At 64.7% G+C, this 25,739-nt stretch carries 21 protein-coding genes; 14 read left to right on the forward strand and 7 right to left on the reverse strand.

The window, feature by feature from the left end:
- Positions 1 to 3 precede the first annotated feature (3 nt).
- Both ACR64R_RS23890 and speB read right to left on the reverse strand, forming a co-directional pair.
- A complete protein-coding gene (locus ACR64R_RS23890) occupies positions 4 to 804 on the reverse strand; it encodes a transporter substrate-binding domain-containing protein (RefSeq protein ID WP_487358710.1) in 801 nt (266 codons plus the stop codon).
- A 138-nt stretch (positions 805 to 942) separates the two neighbouring features.
- A complete protein-coding gene (speB, locus tag ACR64R_RS23895; RefSeq protein ID WP_487358711.1) occupies positions 943 to 1,998 on the reverse strand; it encodes an agmatinase in 1,056 nt (351 codons plus the stop codon).
- Positions 1,999 to 2,215: 217 nt separating this feature from the next.
- On the opposite strand from speB, the gene gcvA reads away from it, so the two are divergent.
- The 8 genes from gcvA to ACR64R_RS23935 all read left to right on the forward strand — a co-directional run bounded on the left by gcvA (position 2,216) and on the right by ACR64R_RS23935 (position 11,061).
- Complete coding sequence (gene gcvA / locus ACR64R_RS23900; protein ID WP_487358712.1) at positions 2,216 to 3,190, forward strand: transcriptional regulator GcvA; 975 nt, start codon at positions 2,216 to 2,218, stop codon at positions 3,188 to 3,190.
- 197 nt (positions 3,191 to 3,387) lie between these two features.
- The gene (gene pncB / locus ACR64R_RS23905; protein WP_487358713.1) at positions 3,388 to 4,692 is read left to right on the forward strand and encodes a nicotinate phosphoribosyltransferase; all 1,305 of its coding nucleotides are present in this window, start codon (positions 3,388 to 3,390) and stop codon (positions 4,690 to 4,692) included.
- A 163-nt stretch (positions 4,693 to 4,855) separates the two neighbouring features.
- Entirely contained in the window at positions 4,856 to 6,244 is a 1,389-nt protein-coding gene (locus ACR64R_RS23910) for a hypothetical protein (protein WP_487362533.1), read from the forward strand.
- Between the two features lie 155 nt (positions 6,245 to 6,399).
- Positions 6,400 to 7,704: an ABC transporter substrate-binding protein gene (locus ACR64R_RS23915; RefSeq protein ID WP_487358714.1), complete on the forward strand. Its 1,305-nt coding sequence runs from the start codon at positions 6,400 to 6,402 to the stop codon at positions 7,702 to 7,704.
- A gap of 85 nt (positions 7,705 to 7,789) precedes the next feature.
- Positions 7,790 to 8,671, forward strand: coding sequence for a branched-chain amino acid ABC transporter permease (locus ACR64R_RS23920; RefSeq protein ID WP_487358715.1), 882 nt, complete (start codon positions 7,790 to 7,792; stop codon positions 8,669 to 8,671).
- Positions 8,668 to 9,630, forward strand: a complete 963-nt coding sequence (locus ACR64R_RS23925; protein WP_487358716.1) for a branched-chain amino acid ABC transporter permease — start codon at positions 8,668 to 8,670, stop codon at positions 9,628 to 9,630. Before ACR64R_RS23920 ends, ACR64R_RS23925 begins: the two co-directional genes overlap by 4 nt.
- The gene (locus ACR64R_RS23930; protein ID WP_487358717.1) at positions 9,627 to 10,355 is read left to right on the forward strand and encodes an ABC transporter ATP-binding protein; all 729 of its coding nucleotides are present in this window, start codon (positions 9,627 to 9,629) and stop codon (positions 10,353 to 10,355) included. The genes ACR64R_RS23925 and ACR64R_RS23930 overlap by 4 nt, the downstream gene beginning before the upstream one ends.
- Positions 10,348 to 11,061: an ABC transporter ATP-binding protein gene (locus ACR64R_RS23935; RefSeq protein ID WP_487358718.1), complete on the forward strand. Its 714-nt coding sequence runs from the start codon at positions 10,348 to 10,350 to the stop codon at positions 11,059 to 11,061. Before ACR64R_RS23930 ends, ACR64R_RS23935 begins: the two co-directional genes overlap by 8 nt.
- Here the strand turns inward: ACR64R_RS23935 and ACR64R_RS23940 are convergent.
- Both ACR64R_RS23940 and pncA read right to left on the reverse strand, forming a co-directional pair.
- Positions 11,058 to 12,467 carry a sodium:proton antiporter gene (locus ACR64R_RS23940; protein WP_487358719.1) on the reverse strand — a complete coding sequence of 470 codons (1,410 nt, stop codon included), beginning with the start codon at positions 12,465 to 12,467 and terminating at the stop codon, positions 11,058 to 11,060. The two genes, ACR64R_RS23935 and ACR64R_RS23940, sit on opposite strands and share 4 nt — an antisense overlap.
- Before the next feature lie 46 nt (positions 12,468 to 12,513).
- Positions 12,514 to 13,128, reverse strand: coding sequence for a bifunctional nicotinamidase/pyrazinamidase (gene pncA / locus ACR64R_RS23945; RefSeq protein WP_487358720.1), 615 nt, complete (start codon positions 13,126 to 13,128; stop codon positions 12,514 to 12,516).
- 300 nt (positions 13,129 to 13,428) lie between these two features.
- Here pncA and ACR64R_RS23950 point away from each other — a divergent pair, with 300 nt between their 5' ends.
- The 6 genes from ACR64R_RS23950 to ACR64R_RS23975 all read left to right on the forward strand — a co-directional run bounded on the left by ACR64R_RS23950 (position 13,429) and on the right by ACR64R_RS23975 (position 20,550).
- Positions 13,429 to 14,286, forward strand: coding sequence for an FAD binding domain-containing protein (locus ACR64R_RS23950; RefSeq protein WP_487358721.1), 858 nt, complete (start codon positions 13,429 to 13,431; stop codon positions 14,284 to 14,286).
- Positions 14,287 to 14,348: 62 nt separating this feature from the next.
- A complete protein-coding gene (locus ACR64R_RS23955) occupies positions 14,349 to 17,096 on the forward strand; it encodes a molybdopterin-dependent oxidoreductase (RefSeq protein WP_487362534.1) in 2,748 nt (915 codons plus the stop codon).
- Positions 17,093 to 18,634, forward strand: coding sequence for a 6-hydroxynicotinate reductase (locus tag ACR64R_RS23960; protein ID WP_487358722.1), 1,542 nt, complete (start codon positions 17,093 to 17,095; stop codon positions 18,632 to 18,634). Before ACR64R_RS23955 ends, ACR64R_RS23960 begins: the two co-directional genes overlap by 4 nt.
- A complete protein-coding gene (locus ACR64R_RS23965; protein ID WP_487358723.1) occupies positions 18,634 to 19,518 on the forward strand; it encodes a UPF0280 family protein in 885 nt (294 codons plus the stop codon). The genes ACR64R_RS23960 and ACR64R_RS23965 overlap by 1 nt, the downstream gene beginning before the upstream one ends.
- Positions 19,511 to 20,095: an amino acid synthesis family protein gene (locus ACR64R_RS23970; protein ID WP_487358724.1), complete on the forward strand. Its 585-nt coding sequence runs from the start codon at positions 19,511 to 19,513 to the stop codon at positions 20,093 to 20,095. Before ACR64R_RS23965 ends, ACR64R_RS23970 begins: the two co-directional genes overlap by 8 nt.
- A complete protein-coding gene (locus ACR64R_RS23975; RefSeq protein ID WP_487358725.1) occupies positions 20,092 to 20,550 on the forward strand; it encodes a MarR family winged helix-turn-helix transcriptional regulator in 459 nt (152 codons plus the stop codon). Before ACR64R_RS23970 ends, ACR64R_RS23975 begins: the two co-directional genes overlap by 4 nt.
- Before the next feature lie 54 nt (positions 20,551 to 20,604).
- Here ACR64R_RS23975 and ACR64R_RS23980 read toward each other — a convergent pair whose 3' ends face one another.
- The 3 genes from ACR64R_RS23980 to ACR64R_RS23990 all read right to left on the reverse strand — a co-directional run bounded on the left by ACR64R_RS23980 (position 20,605) and on the right by ACR64R_RS23990 (position 25,605).
- Positions 20,605 to 21,690: a phosphatase PAP2 family protein gene (locus ACR64R_RS23980; RefSeq protein ID WP_487358726.1), complete on the reverse strand. Its 1,086-nt coding sequence runs from the start codon at positions 21,688 to 21,690 to the stop codon at positions 20,605 to 20,607.
- A 139-nt stretch (positions 21,691 to 21,829) separates the two neighbouring features.
- Positions 21,830 to 23,530, reverse strand: a complete 1,701-nt coding sequence (locus tag ACR64R_RS23985) for a hydantoinase B/oxoprolinase family protein (RefSeq protein WP_487358727.1) — start codon at positions 23,528 to 23,530, stop codon at positions 21,830 to 21,832.
- Positions 23,527 to 25,605: a hydantoinase/oxoprolinase family protein gene (locus ACR64R_RS23990; protein ID WP_487358728.1), complete on the reverse strand. Its 2,079-nt coding sequence runs from the start codon at positions 25,603 to 25,605 to the stop codon at positions 23,527 to 23,529. The genes ACR64R_RS23985 and ACR64R_RS23990 overlap by 4 nt, the downstream gene beginning before the upstream one ends.
- Between the last annotated feature and the right edge of the window lie 134 nt (positions 25,606 to 25,739).

The raw sequence follows: 25,739 nt of genomic DNA on the forward strand, positions 1-25,739 counted from the left end.
AGATCAATCCTTGAGGTTGTCGGGATTGAGCGGCGTCTTCAGCCAGGTCTTCGAGCTTTCATCGAGCTTGCCGTCGGCGAGCATCTTGGCGACCGCGTCGTTCACCGCCTTCTTCAGCCGGTCCTCGTTCTTGTTGAGGCCGATATGCGAGGGCGAGGTGAGCAACTGGAATTTCTGCTCAGGCTTCAGCGCATCCTGCTTGGCCAGCACCTGGGCGCCGACATCGTTGCCGACCACCATGAGCTGCGTCTGGCCGGAGATGAAGGCCTGGATGACGGAATTGTAGTTGTCGAAGCGGCGGATGTCGGCCGAAGCCGGAGCCGCCTGGGTCAGGGACGTATCCTCGAGAGTGCCACGATTGACCGCGATCGACTTGTCGGCAAGGTCTTCCTTGCCTTTGACCGAAAGCGCCGCCGGGCCGATGACGGCGATGTAATAGGGCGCGTAGGCGGCGGCGAAATCGATCACCTCGGCGCGCTCCTTCGAGTAGCCGACGCTCATCAAGATATCGACGCGCTTGTCGGTGAGATAGGGGATCCGGTTCTGGCCGGTGACGCTGACCAGGTTGAGCTTCACCTTCAAGGCATCGGCGATCGCCTGCGCGACGTCGACGTCGTAGCCCTTGATGCTCATGTCGGCGCTCGCCGAGGAGAAGGGCGGGAAGTCCGAGAAGATGCCGACATTGATGGCGCCGGCCTTGGTGATGTCGTCGACGGCGTCGGCCTTCGCCTGCGTGGCGAGGGCGGCGGCGCCGAGCATCAAGGCCGCCGCGATGGCGGATTTCAGTGCGTTGCGAAGTAACATTGTCATTCCCCTGCTGGAAGCTTGTTGTTGCATCCGGCCGCCGGCTCCAGCGCGGCGGCCGTGTTGGTAGGGCAATTCCAGCAGAGACGGTTTAGGCTTGGCGATTTCGCCATGGCCTCCGACTGGAATTGCGAGGCGTCAGCCCTTCCTGATTGCGGGGCTGAACACCATGAGGCTTAGGATCTCGAACAGGACCTGGGCGCCGGCATGGGCGGTGTTGGTGGTCGAGTCATATTGCGGCGCCACCTCGACGACGTCGCCGCCGACGATGTTGAGGCCTTTCAGGCCGCGCAGCAGCTCGAGCACCTCGCGCGTCGTCAGTCCGCCGACTTCCGGCGTGCCGGTGCCCGGCGCGAAGGCCGGATCGATGCTGTCGACGTCGAAGGAGATGTAGGTCGGGCCATCGCCGACGATTTTGCGCGCCTTCTCGATGATGGCGGGGATGCCGAGCCCAGTCACCTCCTCGGCATGCACGACCGTCATGCCGGACTCGTAGGTGAACTCCCACAGATATTCGGCCGAGCCGCGGATGCCGATCTGGATCGTGCGCGAGGGATCGAGCACGCCATCCAAAACCGCGTTTCGGAAGGGCCCGCCATGGTGGAACTTGGTCATGTCGAACAGCCCGCTGGTGTCGCAATGGGCGTCGATATGGATCATGCCGACGGGAGCCTTTTTGCCAACCGCCTTCAGGATCGGGTGGCTGATCGAATGGTCGCCGCCGACCGAGAGCGGCAGCACGCCGGCATCGACGATCTGGTTGGTGCGCTTTTCGACGTCCTCATGGCTGATCTCCAGCCGGTAGCGGCTGCGGAACGGCGTGTCGCCGATGTCGGCGACGCGAAGCTCATGCGTCGGCGCGCATTCCAGCACGTGGTTGTAGGGCCCGATGCGCTCGATGGCGCGTAGCGCGCGCGGCCCGAAGCGCGAGCCGGGACGGTTGGTGACGCCGAGATCCATCGGCACGCCGATCATCGCGACCTGCAGATCGCCGAAATCCGGATTGTCGGCGGCGATTTCGCGGTAGGGCGCGGCAAGGAAGGTCGGGATGCCGGCATAGGGGGCGAGCCGCGTGCCCGACTTGTTGAAGATCTTGTCGGCGACCTTGCGGAATTTCGGATCGAACATCTCGCCGCCATGGCTCTCGCCATATTTGCGGCGCAACGCTTCGAGCTTGCCGCGATCGTAACCCATGTCCGGTCTCCTCTCTTGCCTGCTCGCAGCGCTGCCCGCAGGACGATTTGCCAAGCCAGCCTGTTGTCCGGCTGGATCGTTGCCCGCCGGCTGCGCTGCGGATTTCACGTCTCTTGAAAGCTGTTCCGGGCAAAAGTGTCGGGCAGCCGCTTTGAAAAAGCAATTGATATTGTTAGGGTCTCAGTTGTGAGAAAACCTCACAAAGTAGGAGCATTCCATGGCCAAGCGCCTGCCGCCGCTGAACCCGCTGCGCGCCTTCGAGGCCGCGGCGCGGCACGCCTCGCTGACCAAGGCGGCGGGTGAGCTGAATGTCACCCATGGCGCCGTTAGCCATCAGATCAAGGCGCTCGAGCAATCGCTCGGGGTGAAACTTTTCGAACGCACCGGCCAGCGCGTGAAGCTGACGCCGCATGGCGCGGAGTTCCTGCCGGCGGTCTCGGCTGCCTTTGACGGTATCGCCGCCGCCACCCAGCGCATGACCAGGCCGGCAAGTGCCGGCGCGCTGTCTGTATCCTGCGTGCCGGCGCTGTTGCTGCTCTGGATGACGCCGCGCCTCGGCTCCTTCACCGCGCAATATCCCGACATCCAGCTGACGCTGATCCCGTCCAACGACGCCCGCGATATCCGTGCCCCCGAGATCGATGTCTGCGTGCATTATGGCGACGGCGGCTGGACCGATTGCTGGATGCGCAAATGGTCCGGGCTGGAACTCTTTCCCGTTGTCAGCCCGACGCTGATCAACAACCGGCCCATCCGCGGCGTCCGCGACCTTGCCGACCACGTCTTCCTGCATGGCGACGACGGCCGCGAATGGCACACCTGGCTGGCCGCCGCCGACGCGCTCGATCTGGAGCGTGGCCGCCGCCATCATCTGGGCGATGCGCGCATGGCGACGGAGGCCGCCGTGCACGGCCACGGCGTGGCGCTCGGCGATTCCGTCACCGCGCGCGCCCTGCTTGCCAGGGGCATGCTCGTCGCACCCTTCACTCTGTCCGTTCCGGCCGTCGACGATTTCTACGTCGTTTGCCGCAACGAGATGCGCTCGGCGCCCATCGTTCAGCTCTTCATCGACTGGCTGTTCGCCGAGAAGGAGCAGGACGAGGGCCGCGCCAACGCGCCGGTGGCTGGTCGCGTGCCCAGCCGCCGGAAGCGCCCTTCGCTCAAGGTCATCGGCGCCAGGACCGCGTCTTGACGGCTGGACTTGCATAGCTGCTTTTTGTCGGGCCAGCCCGCAAAGCAGGAAGCGCGTTCGGAAATACAGTGCTAAGAGGCAGTTGGCTGAGGCAATTCCAGGAAACCGCGCGAGGGTCTTCCATCCGGATTGCTCGAACGAGAACTTGAAGCGTGGCGCCTGCGTTTCCGTGCGTCGTGCCTTACGGGTGAGGAAGCATGGCAAAAACCGATATAGCGCGGCGCGTCTACAACCACACCTGGAAGCTCGACCCGATCGTCCGCAGCCTGCTGGACACCGACTTCTACAAGCTTCTGATGCTGCAGATGATCTGGGGCATGTATCCCAAGGTCGACGCCACCTTCACGCTGATCAACCGCACCACCACGGTGCGCCTCGCCGACGAGATCGATGAGGGCGAATTGCGCGAGCAGCTCGACCACGCCCGCACCTTGCGTTTCTCCAAGAAGGAAATGATCTGGCTGGGCGGCAACACCTTCTACGGCCGCAAGCAGATCTTCGAGCCGGAATTCCTCGCTTGGCTCGAGGATTTCCGCTTGCCCCAATACGAGCTTTCCAGGCGCGACGGACAGTATGTGCTCTCCTTCCCTGGCCCCTGGATGTATACGACGCTCTGGGAAATCCCGGCTTTGGCCATCATCAACGAGCTGCGCTCGCGCGCGGCGATGCGCTCATACGGGCCTTTCGCGCTCGACGTGCTCTATGCCCGCGCCAAGGCCAAGATGTGGGCCAAAACCGAGCGGCTGAAGGCGCTGCCTGGCATCCGCATCTCCGACTTCGGCACGCGCCGCCGCCATTCCTTCCTGTGGCAGCGCTGGTGCGTCGAGGCACTGAAGGAAGGCATCGGCGATGCCTTCACCGGCACCTCCAACGTGCTTCTGGCCATGGACAACGATCTCGAGGCCCTGGGCACCAACGCGCATGAATTGCCGATGGTCTTCGCGGCGCTCGCCAATTCCGAGAAAGAGCTGCGGGAGGCACCCTACAAGGTGCTGCAGGACTGGCAGCGCTACTATGGTGGCAATCTCCTGATCGTGCTGCCCGACGCCTTCGGAACGGAATCCTTCCTGCGCGACGCGCCCGACTGGGTCGCCGACTGGACCGGCTTCCGCCCCGACAGCGCGCCGCCGATCGAAGGCGGCGAGAGGATCATCGACTGGTGGCGCAAGAAGGGCAAGGACCCCAAGCAGAAGCTGCTCATCTTCTCCGACGGGCTCGAGGTCGAGACCATCGAGGAAACCTACAGGCACTTCCGCGGCAAGGTGCGCATGTCCTTCGGCTGGGGCACCAACCTCACCAACGATTTCGAAGGCTGCGCGCCGACCGAGACCGACAGCCTCGACGCCATCTCGCTGGTCTGCAAGGTGACGGAGGCCAATGGCCGGCCGGCGGTGAAGCTGTCGGACAACCCCGCCAAGGCGACGGGGGACGAGAACGAGATCAAGCGCTATCTGCGGATCTTTGGCGAGAAGGGCCGGGTGGAGCATTTGGTCAAGGTGTGAGAGCGTCTAGTTCGCCCAACCTTGCCGCATATGGAATTCGGATAAGTTGAGTTCCCACCCACCCCCCTCTGTCCTGCCGGATATCTCCCCCGCAAGGGAGGAGATTGGCACGACAGAGGGGGGTGCGACGGATCGCGACGCTGGACCTAATCTCCCCGGGGCAATTGCATTAGCATCTGCTCTTGCCCTCCTCCCCACCCCTGCCTTCGCCCACGCCTCGGACCGTGGCCACGTGCTGCTTCTCCCCACCGGCTACTATCTCGCCGGCGGCGCGCTGGCGGTCGCCGTCAGTTTCCTCGTGCTGGCGCTGCTGCCGCCCGCCGCCCTCAATCGCTTCTGGCGCTGGCGCCTGGCCCTGCTCACCTTCGGCGACGCTCCGCGCACCGTCGTCAGCCTCATTTCCTTTGCCGGCTTTGCGCTGCTCATTGCCGCTGGTCTCACAGGTAGCCGGGACCCGCTTTCCAACCCGCTGCCGTTGGTGGTCTGGACGCTGCTCTGGGCAGGCTTCACCCAATTGCAGGGCGTCTTCGGCGACCTCTGGTCATGGCTCAACCCGTGGTACGGCCCTTACCGAGTTGCGACCAGGATTTTCGGCCTTCAAAGCGACGAAGCAAAGCCACCACGCTTGCCGCCACGGCTCGGCTACTGGCCGGCCTTCGTGCTGTTCTTCGCCTTCGCCTGGTTCGAGCTGATCGATCCTGCGCCCGACGATCCGGCCCGCCTGGCCTTTGCCGCCGGCCTCTGCTGGCTGGCGAGCTTTGTCGCCATGCTCATCTTCGGCTACGACGACTGGAGCAAGCGGGCCGAATTCCTGACCATCTTTTTCGCCATGGTCGCCCGCTTCGCGCCCTTCGAGCGCGTTGAAGGTCGTCTCTCGCTCTGCTGGCCCGGCGCCAAGCTGCTGGCGGCCGAGCCGCTGCCGCCAAGCGGCACGGCCTTCCTCCTGCTAGCGCTATCCTCGGTATCCTTCGACGGCCTGTCTAAGACTTTCTTCTGGCTCGGCCTGTTCGGTATCAACCCCCTGGAGTTTCCCGGCCGCACGGCGCTGATCGGCATCGGCAGCTTCGGCCTCATCCTGACCTTCATCCTGCTGGCGGCGGTGTTCGCGTTGGCCCTCTTTCTCGGCCAGCGCCTCGCCAGTGACAAACAGTCTTTCATGGAGGCCGCCGGCCTGCTGGTCTGGTCGATCGTGCCAATCGCGCTCGCCTACCACATCGCGCATTACCTCACCGTGCTCTTGGTCGACGGCCAGTACGCGCTGGTCGCCCTCTCCGACCCGTTCTCGCTCGGCTGGAACCTGTTCGGCACCGCCAGCATGATGGTCGAGGCGGGTGTCGTCGCCGGCGCCGGCTCGGCCTGGTGGCTATGGAATGTTCAGGCAGGCGCCATCATCGCCGGTCATGTGCTGGCGGTCCTCGTTGCGCATGGCCTCGCCTGGCGCCTGCACCCGCAGCCATCGCGAGCCGCGCTCAGCCAGTTGCCGCTCACCCTGTTGATGATCGCCTACACGATATTCGGCCTTTGGTTGCTTGCCACGCCGACGGCGGGATGAGACAAGGGCGCGGCTCCGATGCCGTCGGGTAAAGCTCGCTTGCCACGCCAAAGCTTTGGTGATTTAGTTTGTACACATGCAATTTTTCCATCCTTAGGAAAGGGATGGTTTAGCCGCCTTATCGCTGGTCAAAACTGAAAAACAGGGGAACGGACATGGCTGACAAGAACGGATTCTTCGACCTCTCCAGGACGACGCTTTCGCGCCGCACGGCATTGAAGGGCATTGCCGCCGGCGCCGGCCTGGCACTTGCGCCGGGCTTCGTCCGCTACAGCCAGGCGCAGAGCTCGGCGCCGATCAAGATCGGCTTCCAGTCACACCGTACCGGCATCGGCGCCGCCTATGGCCGCTGGTATGAGAAGACCAGCACCGCCGCCGTCAAGGCGATCAACGACGCCGGTGGCATCGGCGGCCGCCAGGTCGAGCTGGTCATCGAGGATGACGGCACCGATCCCGCGCGCGGCGCCGAGGTGGTCAACAAATTCGCCAAGCAGCACAAGACCGACATCGTCTTCGGCACCTTGTTCTCCCATGTCGTGATAGGCTCGGCGCCTGCCGCCGGCGAGAACAAGATTCCCTATTTCGTGGTCAGCGAAGGCCACCACGTGGCCTCGACCAAGCTCAACCGCTATGTCTTCCAGCCCGGCATCACCGACGTGAAGAGCCAGATCCAGTCGATGGCGCCGTGGATCGCGGCGAACGCCGGCAAGAAGGTGACGCAGATCTTCCCGGACTTCGCCTTCGGTTACGATCACCGCGATTACCTGCCGCCTGCGCTGAAGGCGCAAGGCGCCGACGTGATCGCCCAGATCGCCATCCCGCCGACGGAGTCGTCCTTCACCAAATACTTCCCGCAGATCCCGGCCGAGACCGAGGTGATCTACCATGTCATGGTCGGCCCTGCGGTGCTCACCTTCGTCAAGGAACTCGGCGAGTTCTACGGCTCGCAGAGGCCGCAGCTCTTCGGCTTCATGGACTCGCTCGAGGCCGTCGACATCAACAGCCCCGGCCTCGAATTCCTCGACGGCAGCCACTTCTGGGAAGGCTCGCCGCGCTATGCTCAGCCCGATGATTCCGCCGCGCAGAAGGCCTATCGCGCCGCCGTCGGCATCGACGACAATGGCGCTGCCGTCGGCGACGCCAAGGACATATCCACCGCCTCGCACATGTTCGGCTGCTGGGAAACGCTCTATGTGGTCAAGAAGGCGATGGAAGACGCCGGTTACAAGGGGCCGGAAGACCGCGCCAAGCTGGTCGAGGCGACCGAGGCGCTGAAGGAATTCGCCGAGGGGCCGGAGCACCCGCAGGGTCCGAAAACCTTCAATGGCAAGATCCACCAGTGTTTCGGCATCCAGAACATCTCCAAAGTCGAAGGCGGCAAGCTCAAGGTCGTGCACAAGACCAAGATCGAGGACGGTCTCTACGAGCCGGAAGGGGATTACACGACGCAGGCGCTGTAGGATCATCCTCGCAAGCGTGAGTACCAGGCCACCCCTCTCTGTCCTGCAGAGGGGGGTGCATCGCGCATCCGCTGGCAAATAGCCCATGCACTTCGGACCCCACCTTCTCCTCGCCGCCCTAGAAGGCCTTGTCACCTCCGCCGTGCTGGCGCTGACGGCGCTTGGACTGTCGCTGGTGTTCGGCGTCATGCGCATCGTCAACGTCGCCCATGGCGAGTTCTTCATGCTGGGCGCGGTACTTGCCTGGGCGATCTCGACGGCGATTTCCGGCCACCCGGCCATCGGCTTCGCGGCCGCGCTGGTGATCGCGCCCTTGCTTGTCGGCCTGATCGCGTTTCTTGCCGAATGGCTGGTGCTGCGCCGCCTGAACTACAATCCCGAAAGCACCATCGTCGCCACCATCGGCATGCTCTACATCATCCAGCAACTGGCGCTCACCTTCTACGGGCCGGAGGCGCGTCCCGTCGAGCCGCCTTTCAGCTATCGCATACTTCTGCCGTGGTTCGGCTATTCCGGCTACAAGCTGTCGGTGGTTGCCGCTTCCGCCATCCTGCTCGTGATCACGTGGCTTGTGCTGACCCGCACCAGGATCGGCCTGATCATGCGCGCCACCCAGTATGATCGCGAGACGGCGCAGGCCTTCGGCATCCCGGTCGAGCGCGTCTATGCCGGCGTTTTCGCCATCGGCGCCATGCTGGCGGCGATCGCCGCTGTGCTGATCGTGCCGATCAGCCAGGCGCATTACCTGATGGGGCAGGACCCGCTGCTCTTGTCCTTCATCGTCGTCATCATAGGCGGTCTGGGATCGCTCCGCGGCACCGTGGTCGCGGCCGTGCTGATCGGCCTCTCCGACGGGATCGTCTCGATGTTCTTCTCGCCGACGCTCGCCAAGATCATCGCCACGCTGGCGGTCGCAATGGTGCTGGTGTTCCGGCCGCAGGGCCTGTTCGGGACCACGCCGCGATGACGGATGTTTCGCCGGCAAAGGCCTATGCCTTGCACATCCTGGTCGTCGCGCTTCTGTTCGTGCTGAACTTCGCGCTGCCGGATTACCACCAGGGCTTGTTTGCCCGCATCATGACGCTGGCGGTCTTCGCCATGGGCTACAATCTGCTCTTCGGCTATGTCGGCCTGCTCAGCCTCGGCCACGCCATGTTCTTCTCGGCCGGCCTCTATGGCGCGGGCTTGACCGTCTATCATCTCGGCTGGGGCGTGCCGGAAGCCTTCGTCGCAGGCGTCGTCTGCGGCGCGATGCTCGCTCTGGTCATCGGCCTGCTGGCGTTGCGCACGTCCGGCGTGGCCTTCATGATCGTCACCATGATGTTCGCGCAGGTCTTCTACCTGCTCATCCTCTATTTCGCGGCCTCGACCGGCGGCGACCAGGGCCTGGTCATCCAGCAGGCGTCGCGGGTTGTCACGGTCGGCGGCGCCTTGTTCGACCTGACCGACCCGACCGTGCGCTACATGAGCGCGCTGGCGCTGTTCGCGGTGGTTCTGCTGATCACGCTTGCCCTTGTCCGCTCCCGCTTCGGCCGCGTGCTGGTCGCCATCCGCGAGAATGAAGAGCGCACGAAAATGTTGGGCTACGACACCGGCGCCAAGAAGCTCGCCGCGGTCGTCGCCTCCGGCGCCGTCTGCGCGGCCTCGGGCGCCGCCTACGCGCTGCTGTTCGGCTATGTCGGCTCCAGCTTCGCCTCGGTGCAGTACTCGATCCTGCCTCTGCTCTGGGTATTGCTCGGCGGCGCGGCCACCACGCTCGGGCCGCTCGTCGGCACGCTGTTCATGTATTATGTCACCGACATCACCAGCGGCTTCACCTCCGCCTATCTGCTGATCGTCGGCGTGGCGCTCATCCTGCTGGTGCTGTTCTTCCCGAAGGGCGTTTTGGGTTCAATCCGCCAGCGCTGGCTGGGGTGGCTGCCATGAAGCCGCTGCTCACCACCAAGGGCCTGTCGCGGCAGTTCGGCGGCCTGCGCGCCGTCGACGGGGTCGACTTCGCGCTGATGCCGGGCGAGATCCGCGCCATCATCGGCCCCAACGGCGCCGGCAAGACCACCTTCGTCAGCCTGCTATCGGGCCGCATCCGGCCGTCATCAGGCACAATCGTCTTCGACGGCGCCGACATCACCGCCATGCCGGCCTACAAGAGGGTTCGCCGTGGCGTTGCCTACACCTTTCAGATCACCAGCGTCTTCGCCAATCTCACGGCTTTCGACAATGTCGCGCTGCCGGTGCAGCGCACGCTGACGGACGGCCGCACGAAGGGGCAGGTCAGGACCGGCGTCATGGCGGCGCTGGAGCGCACCGGACTTGCCGACCGCGCCGGCACGCTGGCCGCGCATCTTTCCTACGGCCATCAGCGTCTGCTGGAAGTGGCGATGGGCCTGGCGCTGAAGCCGCGCCTGCTCATCCTCGACGAACCGACGCAAGGCCTGGCCGACAGCGAGATCGACAATTTCATCACGCTGGTGCGCGGGATCGCCAGGGACGCGACGGTGCTTCTGATCGAGCACAACATGCCGGTCGTCATGCAGCTTGCCAAGCGTATCACCGTCTTCAATTCGGGAAGGATCCTCGCGGAAGGCACGCCGGGTGAGATCCGCGCCGACACGCAAGTGCAGGATGCTTATCTCGGAGCGACCCATGGCTGAGGCGGGGCTGCTTACGATTGCCGGGCTCGATTGCTTCTATGGCGAGGTACAGGTGCTTCACGGCCTGGACCTGGCCTTGAACAAGGGCGAGGTGCTGTGCCTGTTCGGCCGCAACGGCGCCGGCAAGACGACGACGCTGAAGGCGATCATGGGGCTGGTTCCGGCCGCCGCCGGCTCGATAAGGCTGAACGGCGCGGAACTCACCGGGCTCGCCGCGCATGACGTGCCGAAGGCCGGTGTCGCCTATGTTCCGCAGGGCAGGCGGCTTTTCGCCGACATGACGGTGGCGGAAAACATCGAGATCGGCTTGATGGCGCGTGGCAAGGGCAAGGCCGTGCGGGAAAGTGTGCTGAACCTCTTCCCGCTCTTGCGCGAGCGGTTGAAGCAACGCTCCGGCACATTGTCCGGTGGCGAGCAGCAGATGCTGGCCATGGCCCGCGCGCTGTGCCTGGAGCCCCTTGTCCTGTTGCTCGACGAGCCCACCGAGGGGCTGATGCCGTCGATGATCGCCAAGATCCGCGAGACGGTGGCCAGGCTGCGTGAGCTCGGCGTCTCGACCATCCTGGTCGAGCAGCGCGTCGATGCCGTGCTGTCGGTTGCGGATCGCGTTTGCTTCATCGAGAACGGCCGCAACCGCGAGACGGTCGATGTCGAAGCGTTGCGCGCCGATCCGTCGGCGGTAAGGCGTTATGTCGGTGTCGGCTAGAAAAACAGAAATCCCGCGATCAGAAACGTCGGGATCAGCACCAGGCCGGACCACATCATGTAGCCGAAGAAGCCCGGCATCTTGAAGCCGCGATGCCTCGCGATGGCGAAGACCATGAAGTTGGGCGCGTTGCCGATATAAGTGTTGGCGCCCATGAACACCGCGCCGGCCGAGATCGCGGCGAGCGTCGAGGCTGCCTCCGTCATCAAGTGCTTCGCGTCGCCACCGGCAAGCTCGAAAAAAACCAGATAGGTCGGCGCATTGTCGAGGAAGGATGACAGCGCTCCGGTCAGCCAGAAATAGGCGAGGTTGTTCGGCTGGCCGTCAGCGGTGGTGACGAGCGATACCAGCGGTGCCAGCGCGCCGTCATGGCCGGCTCGCAGTATGGCGATGACCGGCACGATGCAGACGAAGATGCCGGCAAACAATTTCGCCACCTCGGCGATCGGGCCCCAGGTGAAGCCGTTTGCCTGCCGATGGCTCTTGTACGACACGCCGAGCGACAGGAAGGCAAGCGCCAGGATGATGGCGTCGCGCAACAGGTTCTGCAACTCGAGGCCGACGCCGAGCACGGAGATGCTCACCCCAGGCTTCCAGCTCGCCGAAAGCAGGATGGCGCCGATCACGCCGGCCAGCAGCGGCAGGTTGGCGAGGCCGCGCAGGCGCACCGTCGAATCCGGCGTCGGATCCTTGATCTTCGGCATGCCGCCCTCGCGGTGGTGCAGCACCATATCGAGCGTTAGGAATACGATGAGAACCAGCCCGCCGGTGAACAGCGTCTCGCGCCACAGGTTCGCGGTCGTCCAGAAGAAGTCGACGCCGCGCAGGAAGCCGACGAACAAGGGCGGGTCGCCAAGCGGCGTCAGCGAGCCGCCGATGTTGGAGACCAGGAAGATGAAGAAGATCACCACATGCGCATTGAATGGCCGGTTGTCGTTGGCGCGCAGGATCGGCCGGATCAGGATCATCGAGGCGCCGGTCGTGCCGATGACCGAGGCAAGCATCGCGCCGGCGAGCAGCAGGCCGGTATTGGTGAGCGGCGTGCCGTGGATGTTGCCGGCAAGCAGGATGCCGCCCGAGATCGTGTAGAGCGCGAACAACAGGATGATGAAGGACATGTATTCGGTGAGCAGCGTGTGCAGCACCGCTTCGCCTGCCGTGGCAAGCCCGAAGACGGCCGCGAGCGGCACGACCACCAGCGCCGCCCAGCCGGCGGCGATCTTGCCGTAATGGTGCTCCCACGCATGCGGGAAGAGCAGCGGTCCGGTCGCGATCGACAAGAGCAGGCCGGCAAAGGGAAGTGCCCACCACAGCGACATGGCGGCGCCGGGCAGCTCGTGGACTTCGGCGGCGGAAGCCGGCTGCGCAAATGCAATCAAGGCTGCGGCAATCAAGCCCGTAGCCAATCTGCCGATCGGTCTTGGGAAGCCCCCCAGATCCCCCACAGTCCGGTCAGTCCGCCAGATGATCTTCGAGCGCCACGCCGGCTTCATGCATGCGCTTCAGCATCGCCTCGACCGAGCCGTTGAGGTCGATGCCGCGGCAGGCATCGAGCCGCACCGTCGTCTTGAAACCCTGCTTCACAGCGTCGAGCGCCGAGAACGCGACGCAGAAATCGGTGGCGAGCCCAACCAGGGTGATCGTGTCGATGCCGCGTTCCTTGAGGTAGCCGCCAAGGCCGGTCGGCGTCTTATGGTCGTTCTCGAAGAAGGCCGAATAGCTGTCGATGGCCGCCCGGAAGCCCTTGCGGATCACCAGCTCGGCCTTGGTCCAGGCGAGCCCGGAATGGAAATCGGAGCCTAGGCTGCCCTGGATGCAATGGTCGGGCCACAGCGTCTGCGGCCCGTAGGGCATCTCGATCGTCTCGAAGGCCTGCTTGCCGGGATGGCTGGAGGCGAAGCTCGAATGTCCGGCTGGGTGCCAGTCCTGCGTCAGGATCACATGCTCGCTGCGCCGGATCAGGTCGTTGACCAAGGGCACGATCTCGTCGCCGCCGGCAACCGCCAGCGCCCCGCCAGGGCAAAAATCGTTCTGCAGGTCGATGACGATGAGCGCTTCTTCGGCCATGCGGCTCCCTCTCGTTTCGGCCCTCTCGTCTGGCTTGGGGCTCCAGTCCAAATGCCGCTGACGCGGCCGGACACGGAACCTTGACCAGATGGCCGGCGGCGTCAACCTCCGGCTTCATAACAATCGCGTTCAGGTCTTGGCGGCGCAAACTCCGGCTTTGACAATTCCGACCGGCCTGATATCATTTGCATACGAATGAATTTGACCGATCCGCGCACCGGCGGAGAGACCCGAATTAGGCACTTGGGAGGCCAGGGGAAGGCCCCTTTCGGGAAGGTACAATTGTCTGGAAGGCAAAGCGTGATCCGTTACGCGAAACCCACCACCCTCGACGAGGCGCTCGCTGTGCTTGGCGAGGATCGCTGGCGCATTCTGGCCGGCGGCACGGACTTCTATCCGGCGCAGGGCGCCAAACCCTTCCGCGAAAACATCCTCGACATCAACGGCCTCGCCGAACTACGCGGCGTCGCCGAGACGGTCGATCATTGGCGGATCGGCGCCCGCGCGACCTGGACCGACATCGCGCGGCACCCCTTGCCGGCGGCGTTCGACGCGTTGAAATCGGCCGCCCGCGAGGTCGGCTCGGTCCAGATCCAGAATGTCGCTTCCGTTGCCGGCAATCTCTGCAATGCTTCGCCTGCGGCCGATGGCGTGCCGGCGTTGCTGACGCTCGACGCCGATGTCGAACTGCGCTCGGCCAAAGCCGTCCGCCATCTGCCGCTCGGCGCGTTCATCCTTGGCAATCGTCGCACGGCGTTGCAGCCGGGCGAGATGGTCACCGCCATCCGCGTTATGAAGCGTTCAGCCGCCGGCGCTTCGGCCTTCGTCAAGCTCGGCGCCCGGCGCTACCTCGTGATCTCGATCGCCATGGCCGCGGCGCGGCTCGTGGTCGAGAATGGCGTCGTCGCCGATGTCGCGATCGCGGTCGGCTCCTGCTCGGCGGTCGCCCGCCGCCTCGCCGGCGTCGAGGCGGCTTTGCGCGGGCGGCCGATCAATGAGGCGCTCGCCGAAGCGGTGCTTTCCGCGCCGTTCGACGAACTGTCGCCGATCGCCGACGTGCGCGGCAGCGCCGAGTACCGGCAGGACGCGGCCCGCGAGATCGTTGTGCGCGCGGTGCGCACTGCAATCGACCCCGGTGAAGGCAAGGTGGCGGCATGAGCATTGTGCAGTCGGGCATGACCCGATCCGGTATGGCTCAATCCGGCATGGCCCAATCGAGCATGGAACGCGCCCACATCGCCTTCGAGGTCAATGGCGCCCCCGTCCGCGTCTCTGTGCCGCCGGTGCGGCGCCTGTCGCAGGTCTTGCGCGACGAGTTGCGGCTGACCGGCACCAAGGTGGGCTGCGATGCCGGCGATTGCGGCGCCTGCACGGTACTCGTCGATGGCAATCCGGTCTGCGCCTGCCTGATGCCGGCGGCCTCCGTGGCGGGCGCTTCCGTCACCACGGTTGAAGGCCTTGCCAATGGCCGGCTGTCCGCGCTGCAGGCCTCGTTCCTCGAACATGGCGCCGCGCAATGCGGCATCTGCACGCCCGGCCTGCTGGTTGCGGCCACCGCGCTTTTGCAGCGCAACCCCACGCCGAGCGAGGCCGAGACTCAGGACGCACTGGGTGGCGTTCTCTGCCGCTGCACCGGCTACAGGAAAATCGTGGCGGCGGTGATGCAGGCTTCGCGACATATGAACGGCATCGACCTTCGCCTGCCGGAGGTAGGCTACGCCGTCGGCGCCTCGCCGATCCGCCTCGACGGCGTGCCGAAAGTCAACGGCGACGAGAAGTTCGGCGGCGATTCCTTTCCTGCCGATGCGCTGTCGGTGCTGGTGATCCGCTCGCCGCACTATCATGCCCGCTTCAGCTTCGGCGATCTCGATGCCTGGGCGAAAGCGCATCCCGGCATCGCCGGCGTGTTCACCGCCGCCGATATTCCCGGCAAGAACTGTTTTGGCGTCATTGGCCCCTTTGCCGACCAACCGGCGCTCGCCGAAGGTTTCGCGCGCCTGCGCGGCGAAGCGGTGGCGCTGGTGGCGGGCGAGCGCGAGGCGATCCTCGATCTCGACCTCGTCGACTTTCCGGTCACTTGGACCGAGCTGCCACATATGCTGCGGCCCGGCGAGGCGAAGGCAGACGGCGCCCCGCTGATCCACGGGCATCGCCCGGCAAACCTGCTCACGTCGGGCTTTGTCGAGCGCGGCGATCCCGATGGCGCGCTTGCCGGCGCCGCCGTCATCGCCGCGGGCGCCATCGAGACTTCCTTCGTCGAGCACGCCTATATCGAGCCGGAAGCCGGCTACGCTTACATGGACGGCGACACGCTGGTCGTCGTCGCCTGCACCCAGGCGCCCTACATGGACCGCGACGACACGGCCAAGGTGCTTGGACTGCCGGTCGAGAGGGTCCGCATTGTGCCGACCGCCACCGGTGGCGGCTTCGGGTCCAAGCTCGATGTCTCGCTGCAGCCGCTCATCGGCCTGGTGGCGATGAAGACGGGACGGCCGGCGGCCCTCGCCTACACGCGCAATGAATCGATGATGTCGACCACCAAGCGCCATCCGGCCGAGATGAAGGCGACCATCGGCACTGATGCGGACGGCCGCATCGCCGGCATGGTGTTCGAGGGGGATTTCAACACCGGCGCCTATGCAAGCTGGGGACCGACAGTGGCCAACCGCGTGCCGGTGCACGCTTCCGGCCCCTATCTTACGCCGAACTACCGGGCAATCGGCTACGCCATCCACACCAACGGCCCGATCGCCGGCGCCTTCCGCGGCTTCGGCGTGCCGCAGGCCACAATCATGCAGGAGACGCTCTATGACGAGCTCGCCGGCAAGCTCGGCATGGATCGGCTGGAATTCCGGTTGAAGAACTGTCTTCGCAATGGCTGCGAAACGGTGACCGGCCAGCGTCTGGAGTTGGGTGTCGGCATCGGTGAATGCCTGGAATTGCTCGGCCCGCATTGGGAACGCGCGCTTGCCGAGGCAGACGCGTTCAACGCCGCCAATACCGCAAGCAAGCGCGGCGTCGGTGTCGCCTCCTGCTGGTATGGCTGCGGCAACACTTCGCTGCCCAATCCCTCGACCATCAAGGTCGGCATCTCGCCCTCGGGTGATGTCGTGCTGCATCAGGGCGCGGTCGATATCGGCCAGGGTTCCAACACCGTCATCACCCAGATCTGCGCCGACGCCCTCGGCCTGCCGCTGGACAAGTTCAAGCTGAAGAGCGCCGACACCGCCATCACGCCCGACGCCGGCAAGACATCCGCCTCGCGCCAGACTTTCGTCACCGGCAAGGCGGCGGAGAAGGCAGGCCGCGCGCTGCGCGAGAAAATCCTGCGCTTCGCCAATGTCTCCGGTCAGGCGACGATCGCGCTCGAAGGCGATAGCATTTCCATCCGCGAAGGCGACGCGGCGCGGCGCATCGATCTCGCAGCGCTCAAGGCCGATGCCGACGGCCTGGTGTTCGTCGCGGAAGAAACTTACGACCCGCCGACGCTGCCGCTCGACGCGAAGGGCCAGGGCAAGCCTTATGCCGTCTATGGTTATGGCGCGCAGATCGCCGAGCTCGAGGTCGACCTCAAGCTGGGCACCGTGAAGCTGATCAAGATCACCGCGGCGCATGATGTTGGCAAGGCGATCAACCCGGTGCTGGTCGAAGGCCAGATCGAGGGCGGCATCGCGCAGGGCATCGGCATGGCGCTGATGGAGGAATACATCCCCGGCCGCACCGAGAACCTGCACGATTACCTTATCCCGACCATCGGCGACGTGCCGCCGATCGAGCATATTCTGGTCGAGGTCCCGGATCCGGAAGGACCCTTCGGCGCCAAGGGTCTGGGCGAGCATGTGCTGATCCCGACCGCGCCGGCGATCCTCAACGCCATCCGCCATGCCACCGGCGTCCTTGTCACCAAGGTGCCGGCGACGCCGAGCCGCATCCTGGCGGCGATCCGCGAGAAGGAGGCGCGCCAATGAGCGAGCTTGCCGAACGTTTCGAAACCCACGATCCCGGCGAGAAACAGGTGGCGGAAAAGATCCGCTGCGATGCCTGCCCGGTCATGTGCTATATCGCCGACGGCCGCACCGGCGCCTGCGACCGCTACGGCAATGTCGGCGGCCGCATCGTGCGCATGGACCCGCTGACCATCCTCGACCACGCGGCCGAGACCGGCGGCGCGGTCGTGCCTTTCGTCGCCGAGGGCGAAGCCTGGAATGGCGAGCTGGTCAACACCGGCCGACGCTTCGTCACTGCGATCGGCGCCGGCACTACCTATCCGGATTATAAGCCGGCGCCCTTCATCGTCAGCCAGGAGGTCGAGGGCGTCGATCTCGTCACGGTCGTCACCGAGGGCATCTTCTCCTACTGTGGGGTCAAGGTGAAGATCGACACCGACCGCCATATCGGCGACGAGACGGCTGTCGTGCGTGCCGAAGGCGAGGCCATCGGCCACGTGACGACCGGCGAATACGGCTCGCAGATGCTGTCGCTCGGCGGCGTCCATCACCTGACCGGCGGCTCGAAAGCCGAGGGGCGTGCCACCTGCGACGCGCTGCTCAAGCTCTGCAACAGGAAGCCAGTCGAGCTCACCATCGATGGCGGCGCGACGGTCGTCGTCGAGGCAGGCAAGGCGCCGGTCATCGACGGCAAGGTCGAGCACCGCATGCGCGTCGGCTGCGGCTCGGCCACCATCGGCATGTTCGCGACCCAGTGGCGCGGCCTGGTCGACGAGGTTGTGGTGGTGGACGATCACATCACCGGCGTCGTCTCCGAGCATCAGGCCGGCAAGGTCCTTGGCTGGGAGGATACGGGCATTAAGATCATCGGTCGTCGTTCCACGCCTGGCCGCTACTTCAAGGTGTCGGAACCCGGCCTTGGCTGGGGCGGCACGACGATCTCCGATCCGCTCTCGATCCTCGGCGACTGGAACGCCAGGAAGGGCGCGCGCCCCGGCCTGTCGCTCATGATGGTGTCGACCACCGGCGAGCAATTCGCCTATTACGAACTCGACGACGAGCTGAAGCCGGTCGAGAAGCCTTTCCCCGAAAGGCTGCAGAAATCCGTCGGGCTGATCGAGGACAATTGCGAGCCGGCGCTTTGCACGGTTCTTTTTGTCGGCGGCGCCGGCGGTTCGCTGCGTGCCGGCGTCACCGAAAACCCGGTCAACCTCACCCGCTCGGTGCAGGGCCTGAGGACCTACGTGACCGTCGGCGGCGCGCCGGTCTATGTATGGCCGGGCGGCGGCATCACGCTGATGGTCGACGTCACACGCGTGCCGGAGGGCGCCTTCGGCTATGTGCCGACGCCGGCGCTGGTGGCACCGATCGAGTTCACCATGCGCCGCGACGACTATGTCCGGCTCGGTGGCTACGAGAACGAGATCCGCAGCGTCGAGGACATCCTCGCCAAGGGCGGCGAGTATCTCAACCCACGCAGCAGCACCGGCGCGCCGGCCGGCAATCCCTGGCCGCCGCTGGCGCAACTGCGGCGTTCAGCAGCGAACGGCGCCGGCTGATGAACGGCCCACAGGCGCATTGGCTTGCCGATGGCAGGCGGCTCCATCTCAACCACGGGCCGATCGACCTGATCGTCGAGGCCTTTGGCGATGAAGTTGAACGCCGCGCCGCGTACGAACAGGCCGTCGCGCGCTTTCAGACGATCCTGATCGAGGTGGTCGAGGAACTGCCCGAACTGCGGCTTCCCGCATTCTTCCTGGCGCCGCGCAGTTTTGCCGGCCCGACCGCGCGCCGCATGGAAGCAGCCGTCGCATCGTTGGCGGAATGCTTCATAACGCCGATGGCTGCCGTTGCCGGTTCGGTAGCCGACGAGATTCTTGGGGCGTTGCTCGCTGGCCGCCGGCTCGACCGCGCCTATGTCAACAATGGCGGCGATTGCGCTCTCCATCTTGGCAGAGGCCAGTCGATGACGGTTGCGATTGCCGGCACGGGCAATGGCATGGCCGATCGCGTCACCATTCGCGCCGAGGATGGCGTGCGCGGCGTTGCCACCAGCGGCTGGCGCGGACGCTCGTTTTCGCTGGGGATCGCCGATGCGGTCACGGTTCTGGCGCGCACCGGCGCGGAGGCGGACGCGGCGGCGACGCTGATTGCCAATGCGGTCGATCTGCCTGGACATCCCGCCATCGCCCGCGCCGCTGCGCGCGAGCTGGCGCCCGACAGCGATCTGGGAGAGATGCTGGTGACGCAAAGTGTCGGCGCGCTTGACGCAGCCGAAATTGCGCGGGCGCTGGACAACGGCCTTGCCGTCGCCGAAGATTTTCGCCGGCGCGGCCTGGTCGCCGCATCGGCGCTGTTTCTGGCGGGGGAGGCCCGCATCAGTGGTTCGGTGGCGCTCGCCGCGCCCAACAAACATAAAGCGAAGGAAACTGCTCATGCCTGACTTTCCGATCCGCAAGGTCGCGGTCCTTACCGAGGAGATTTTTCACGACGGCGGCCCCGTGGCCAAAGAGCCGCGCTTGCGTGCCGCAGCCATGGCTGTGGTGAAAAACCCCTTCGCCGGCCGCTATGTCCAGGAGCTGCAGGGCGCGATGGAGGATCTGAAGCCGCTGGGTCTGCTGCTCTCCGACAGGCTGATCGCGGCGCTCGGCGGCGACGTGAAGAAGATCGATGGTTACGGCAAGGGCGCCATCGTCGGCGCGGCGGGCGAGCTGGAGCACGGCGCGCTCTGGCACGTGCCGGGCGGCTACGCCATGCGCGAGCGTCTCGGTGACGCCAAGGCCATCGTGCCGTCCGCCAAGAAGGTCGGCGCCTTCGGCTCGAAGCTCGATGTGCCGCTCGGCCACATCAACGCCGCCTATGTGCGCAGCCATTTCGATGCCATGGAAGTGGGTATCAGCGACGGCCCCCGTCCCGACGAGATACTGTTCGTTCTCGCCATGACCTGCGGCCCGCGCGTTCACAACCGCATGGGCGGCCTGGCGGCTGCGGACATCAAGGCATGGGATGGCCTGAGATGAGCGGCGAGGACAACCTGCTGCGGCTGGTCGAAGCCGATGAGGGCGACGAGAACTACCATCTGCAGGACCAGGTCGGCTTCATCCTGCGCAAAGCGCACCAGCGCCATGTCGCGATCTTCGCTTCGCATATCGGCGACTTGACGCCGCCGCAATTCGCCGCTCTGGCGAAGCTCCATGACATCGGCGAAACCTCGCAGAACCAGCTCGGCACGCTGATCGCGATGGACGCGGCCACCGTCAAGGGCGTCATCGACCGGCTGAAGGCGCGTGGCCTGGTAGAGGTATCCAAGCACGAGGTCGACAAAAGACGGCTGCTGGTCAATCTGACGCCGCAAGGCCGCGAGGCGATCGAGCGTCTGATCCCGCTAGCCCGCGCGATCACCGAGGAAACGCTGGCGCCGCTGACGGCCAAGGAGACCGCGACCTTCCTGCGGCTGCTGGCCAAGCTGGCGTAGAGAAATTCATGGCGGGAAACGCTCAGCGCCCCTGCGCCTAGCGCAGTTGTCGGGTCATGTCGCGGCCGAAGGCTGTAATGCGCTCGTCGGCGAACGGGAAGCTTCGGCCTCGCCGACCAGAATGCCTGCGGTGCATCGCCAGATCACGGCGACGACCAGCATCGCAATGTAGCCGTCAACAGCATAGTGCCATCCCGTGTAGATGGATCCAAACAGGATGAAGATGGCGAATGCCCAGCCTACGAGCCCGAGCCAACGGCTGAGGCGCCCGAGGTAGAAGGCGTTCACGGTAGCGATCGCCACATGCATGCTGGGCATGGCCGAGATCCCGGAGCCAAGCGCCGGCTTGTCGGCCCTGTGACTTGCCAGCAGGTAATCGGAATACTGCAGCACATGCGCGTTGTATGGATGCTGCTTCAGCACTTGCAGAAGTTCCGCATAACGCTCGCCGCCTACAAATTCGTCATAGAAGATCGGGCCGACGGATGAGAAGGCCGTCGCCATGAGCGTTCCGACCACCATGGTGACGAGCGCAAGCGCCGTGAGATAGCGAAGATGCAGTAGTCGATTGGCGCACAGTGCTGCAAAGAGCACCATGCCGTACCATTCGATAAACCAGAACTTGGAATAGGCTAGCGCCACAAGCATCGCCAGGGTATCGGAATCGAATGAATGAGCAATTCGCCATGGCGCCTGACCGTGCAGAAGCTCACCTATGTCGGCCAACGCCTTGTCGCTGTAGAAAGGCATGATGTCCGGGATATTTACCTTGTAGGTTGTGAAGGCGGCGAGCGACAAGACAAAGACCACCAGCACAGTCAATGCCCGCCGCCAGTTCCATCTCAGCGAAGACGCGAGATACCCGACCGGTGATCTTGGAGAAATGATCACTGCTGCTGGAATCATGACGACGAAGACGGAGAGTGAGCCCCACATCGTGAACAGGGACAAATAGCGCTGCGCCATATGATAATATTGCGCCGGCCAGCACAAAGCCGCCACGGCAATATAAAGCAGGCAGAGGATAAGCAATTTATAAGAGATACTTGAAGTTCGCGCGATATCGGCCTGCTCGCCGGCGTGCGATCGCGGCATGCCCGGCAAGCCCGTGCCCCCAAGCAAGCTGTCAAGCGTGCCCATGAACGTATGTCCCCAACCCGCGTTGCGGCCAATCGCTATATTCGAGGGCTTAATATATCGTTATCCGATTACATAGGAATTAAGTATCTTGGCAATAAACGGCGAATCTATGCATTATAGGAAAAATGTAGAAATCCTGCTATCCCTCCGGGTAAGCAACGACGCCAAACATTTCCCTGATTTGCTCGGCTGTATAGTAGCCAAGTCTAATATCTTCGGCGATTTGCTTCGGATCTCGCTCGCGCGGATCGCCATAGCCGCCGCCGCCAGGCGTGCCGACGCGAACGCGGTCGCCGGCCTTGAGCGCGATGTCCTGCTCTTTCGAGAGATGCGGCGGCACATGCGCTTCGCCGGCCCGGAACACGGTCACGCTGTTCGGCGCGCCGTCGCTGCCGCCGAGCGCGCCTTGCGGGCCAAAACGGCCATGATCCATGACGAAGGACGCACGCGCTTCGCCGCGCAGGATCTCGACCTCATAGGCGAGCCCGAAGCCGCCGCGATGCTTGCCCGCGCCGCCGGAGCCTTCGCGCAGCGCGTAATGCCGGTAGAGCACCGGGAAGGCCTGCTCCATGATCTCGACCGGCGGCGACTTCGAGATGCCGATGGTCGAGCAGCCATTGCTCAAACCGTCATGGCCGGCATTGCCGCCATAGCCGCCGCCGGAGATCTGGTACATCACATAGTCGCGGCCACGCGCCGGATCGTTGCCGCCAAGCGCGAAATTGCCACTGGAGCCGGCGGGGGCCGCCGTCACCTTTTCCGGCAATGCCTGCACCATCGCGGCGAACACAGCCTCGGCGATGCGCTGTGAAACCTCCGCCGCGCAGCCCGACACGGGCCGCGGATATTTCGCGTCGAGGAACGTGCCTTCCGGCCGCCTGACGTTCAGCGGCTCGAAGGCGCCGGCGCTGATCGGCACTTCCGGGAAGATATGGCGCATGGCGAGATAGACCGACGACAAGGTCGTCGCCAGCACGCTGTTCATTGGGCCCGCGCAGGGTTTCGAGGAGCCGGCGAAATCGAAGGTGAGCGTGTCGCCCTGCTTCTCGACGGCGAGATTGATGGTCAGCGGCTCGTTCACCACGCCGTCGGAATCGACGAAGGCCTGCGAGCGGTAGACGCCGTCGGGGATGACGGCGATCGAGGCGCGCATCTGCTCGGCGGCGCGGCGGCGCAGCTCGGCGATCGCCTCGACGACGGTTTCGTCTCCGTAACGATCAAGGATTTCATTGAGCCTGTCCTGGCCGATCAGCAGCGCCGCGGCCTGTGCGCGAATGTCGCCGATACGTTGGTCGGCGACGCGGATGTTCGAGCAGATGATGGCGTAGATCTCGGGATCGAGCACGCCCTTCTTGAACAGTTTTACCGGCGGCAGCCGCAGGCCCTCTTGCTCGACCGCGGTGGCCGAGGCCGAAAACCCACCCGGCACCGAGCCACCGATATCCGGCCAGTGACCGGTGTTGGACAGCCAGCAAAAGATCTTGCCGCCGCGATAGACCGGCATGACGAAGCGCACATCCATCAGATGCGTGCCGCCGAGATAAGGATCGTTGACGATGTAGATATCGCCGGGTTCGGGCGTCAGGCAACGGCCGTCGGCGATCATCTCGATGACCGTCCTCGTCGAGTACTGCATGACGCCGACGAACACCGGCAGGCCCTGGCTGCCTTGCGCGATCAGCGAGCCATCTACCGCCGAATAGATGCCGTCTGAACGGTCGTTGGCCTCGGCGATGACCGGGGAGAAGGCGGCGCGCGAGAAGGTCAGGTCCATCTCGTCGCAGACCTGCTGCAGGGCGGCCTGCAGAACCGAAAGCGTGATCGTGTCGAGCGTGCTCATCCCTTAGCCTCGCCGATGTCGATAATGATGTTGCCGTCCGCGTCCGAGCGCGCCCGGTCGCCGGGTTCGAGCACCGTGGTGGCGTCCATCTGTTCCAGGATCGCCGGTCCTTCGATCATGGCATCGAGAGGCAGCTTTTCCCGGGCATAGACTGGCGTGTCATGCCAGGTGCCGTGATACCAGACCGGCCGGACTTCGCGCCGCGCTTCGTCAAGCGTCCCCGCGCGCCCCGCAGGATCGATCAGCCGCGACAGGTCGATTTGGGGCCGCACGCCGGTGACCGACGTGTTCAGGTTGACGAGGTTGGCGCGGATTTCCGGCAACTCGACCTTGAAGCGGGCGAAATAGGCCTTTTCGAACAGAAGCTGCAGCGTTTCTCGTGAAACCGAGGACGACGGCAGCGGCACGTTGATGATGTGCGTCTGGCCAACGAATTGCATGTCGGCTGAGTGCGTCACACGGATCGCGTCGGGCTTCACCGCTTCCTTGGCGATCAGTGCTTCGCCTTCGGTACGGTGCCGTTCCAATACCTCTTGAAGCGAAGCCTCGTCGAGCAACTTGACCGGTTGGTTGATCGTGTTGACGAAGTCGTGGCGGAGGTCAGCGACGACGCAGCCGAGCGCGTTGGTGATGCCCGGCCGCGCCGGCACCAGAACGCGGGGCAGGCCAAGTTCGCGGGCAAGCGCCGTTGCGTGCAGCGGTCCGGCGCCGCCAAAGGCGAACAGCGCGAAATCGCGCGGATCATGGCCGCGCGAGACGGATACCATGCGGATGGCGCCGGCCATCTTCATGTTGCCGAGCCGCAGCACCGCGCCGGCCGCCTCGACACCGGAAAGGCCGGCGCGCTTGCCGATCTTTTCCTCGAAAATGCCGGTGACTCGCTCGACGGTGACCGGATTGTCGACCGCCAGCAATTTCTTCGGGGCCAGCCGGCCGAGCACAAGGTTGGCGTCGGTGATGGTCGGCTCCGTGCCGCCGCGCCCGTAGCAGATCGGGCCGGGATTGGCGCCGGCGCTCTCCGGGCCGATCTGGATCAGCCCGGCCGCGTCGACACGCGCGATCGAGCCGCCGCCGGCGCCGACGGTATGCACCGCCACCATCGGCACATGGATCGGCATCGCATATTCGATCTCGATCTCGTTGGACACGGCGGGCTCCGCATTGCGGATCAGCGCCACATCGGTCGAGGTGCCGCCCATGTCGTAGGTCACGAGATTGCCGAAGCCGGCGCGCTTTCCGGTATAGGCGGCGGCGATCACGCCCGAAGCCGGGCCGGACATCACGGTCTTGGCCGATTCCAGCGTCACGAAACGGGCCGAGATCATGCCGCCATTGCCGTTCATGATCAGGAAGTCGCGGGCGTAGCCCTTTGCCGCTAGTTCCTTGCGCAGGCGTTCGACATAGCGTTCGAGGATCGGCTGCACCGAGGCGTTGACCGCCGCCGTCACGCCACGCTCGAACTCGCGCGCTTCCGAAAGCAGCGCGTGACCGGTGGTGATATGGCCGTTGGGCCAAAGCTCCGCCGCGATCTCCGCCGCCCGTCGTTCATGCGCGGGGTTGGCGTAGGAATGCAGGAAATGGATCACCAGCGACTCGCAGCCGGCGGCGAGCAACTTCTTCACCGCATCGCGCATCTCGCCTTCGTCGAGTTGAATGCGCACGGCGCCGGAAGCCTCGACGCGCTCCGACACTTCGAGCCTCAGATCACGTGGAATGACCGGCACGAAGGTTCCCGTCATGCCATAGGCCTGCGGCCTCGTGCGCCGGCCAAGCTCGATTACGTCGCGAAAGCCGCGCGTCGTGATCATGCCGGTCCGTGCCAGTCGGCGCTCCAGCACGGCGTTGGTCGTGGTCGTCGTGCCATGCACGATGAGGTCGATGCCGTCGATTGGAAAGCCGGTGGCGCCGAGCGCGGCGACCACGCCAAAGGCTTGATTTTCCACCGTCGTCGGGGTCTTGGCGATATGGACCTTGCCGCCTGCCTTGCCGTCGATGAGGAGGAGGTCGGTGAAGGTCCCGCCGACATCAATGCCTGCGACAACATTTCCCGCCGACGCCGAAAATTTCTCATCCATTGTCGAAACCCGAAATGCTAAAACTACGGATATGTCCCAGTTTGGAAAGGCGTTTTACGCCTCGATCTTGACCGCAAGATCGTTTGTATACTAATAACTTTCCAACACAAGGGCCTACTGTTGGCAGTGTGCCG

The organism is Mesorhizobium sp. MC2-1-1, assembly GCF_057597255.1.

What these genes read in the sequence shown, in the direction of transcription:
- ACR64R_RS23890 (WP_487358710.1), bottom strand. Translation starts at nt 804, where the DNA reads ATGTTACTTCGCAACGCACTGAAATCCGCCATCGCGGCGGCCTTGATG.
- speB (WP_487358711.1), bottom strand. Translation starts at nt 1,998, where the DNA reads ATGGGTTACGATCGCGGCAAGCTCGAAGCGTTGCGCCGCAAATATGGC.
- gcvA (WP_487358712.1), top strand. Translation starts at nt 2,216, where the DNA reads ATGGCCAAGCGCCTGCCGCCGCTGAACCCGCTGCGCGCCTTCGAGGCC.
- pncB (WP_487358713.1), top strand. Translation starts at nt 3,388, where the DNA reads ATGGCAAAAACCGATATAGCGCGGCGCGTCTACAACCACACCTGGAAG.
- ACR64R_RS23915 (WP_487358714.1), top strand. Translation starts at nt 6,400, where the DNA reads ATGGCTGACAAGAACGGATTCTTCGACCTCTCCAGGACGACGCTTTCG.
- ACR64R_RS23920 (WP_487358715.1), top strand. Translation starts at nt 7,790, where the DNA reads ATGCACTTCGGACCCCACCTTCTCCTCGCCGCCCTAGAAGGCCTTGTC.
- ACR64R_RS23925 (WP_487358716.1), top strand. Translation starts at nt 8,668, where the DNA reads ATGACGGATGTTTCGCCGGCAAAGGCCTATGCCTTGCACATCCTGGTC.
- ACR64R_RS23930 (WP_487358717.1), top strand. Translation starts at nt 9,627, where the DNA reads ATGAAGCCGCTGCTCACCACCAAGGGCCTGTCGCGGCAGTTCGGCGGC.
- ACR64R_RS23935 (WP_487358718.1), top strand. Translation starts at nt 10,348, where the DNA reads ATGGCTGAGGCGGGGCTGCTTACGATTGCCGGGCTCGATTGCTTCTAT.
- pncA (WP_487358720.1), bottom strand. Translation starts at nt 13,128, where the DNA reads ATGGCCGAAGAAGCGCTCATCGTCATCGACCTGCAGAACGATTTTTGC.
- ACR64R_RS23955 (WP_487362534.1), top strand. Translation starts at nt 14,349, where the DNA reads ATGGAACGCGCCCACATCGCCTTCGAGGTCAATGGCGCCCCCGTCCGC.
- ACR64R_RS23960 (WP_487358722.1), top strand. Translation starts at nt 17,093, where the DNA reads ATGAGCGAGCTTGCCGAACGTTTCGAAACCCACGATCCCGGCGAGAAA.
- ACR64R_RS23965 (WP_487358723.1), top strand. Translation starts at nt 18,634, where the DNA reads ATGAACGGCCCACAGGCGCATTGGCTTGCCGATGGCAGGCGGCTCCAT.
- ACR64R_RS23970 (WP_487358724.1), top strand. Translation starts at nt 19,511, where the DNA reads ATGCCTGACTTTCCGATCCGCAAGGTCGCGGTCCTTACCGAGGAGATT.
- ACR64R_RS23975 (WP_487358725.1), top strand. Translation starts at nt 20,092, where the DNA reads ATGAGCGGCGAGGACAACCTGCTGCGGCTGGTCGAAGCCGATGAGGGC.
- ACR64R_RS23980 (WP_487358726.1), bottom strand. Translation starts at nt 21,690, where the DNA reads ATGGGCACGCTTGACAGCTTGCTTGGGGGCACGGGCTTGCCGGGCATG.
- ACR64R_RS23985 (WP_487358727.1), bottom strand. Translation starts at nt 23,530, where the DNA reads ATGAGCACGCTCGACACGATCACGCTTTCGGTTCTGCAGGCCGCCCTG.
- ACR64R_RS23990 (WP_487358728.1), bottom strand. Translation starts at nt 25,605, where the DNA reads ATGGATGAGAAATTTTCGGCGTCGGCGGGAAATGTTGTCGCAGGCATT.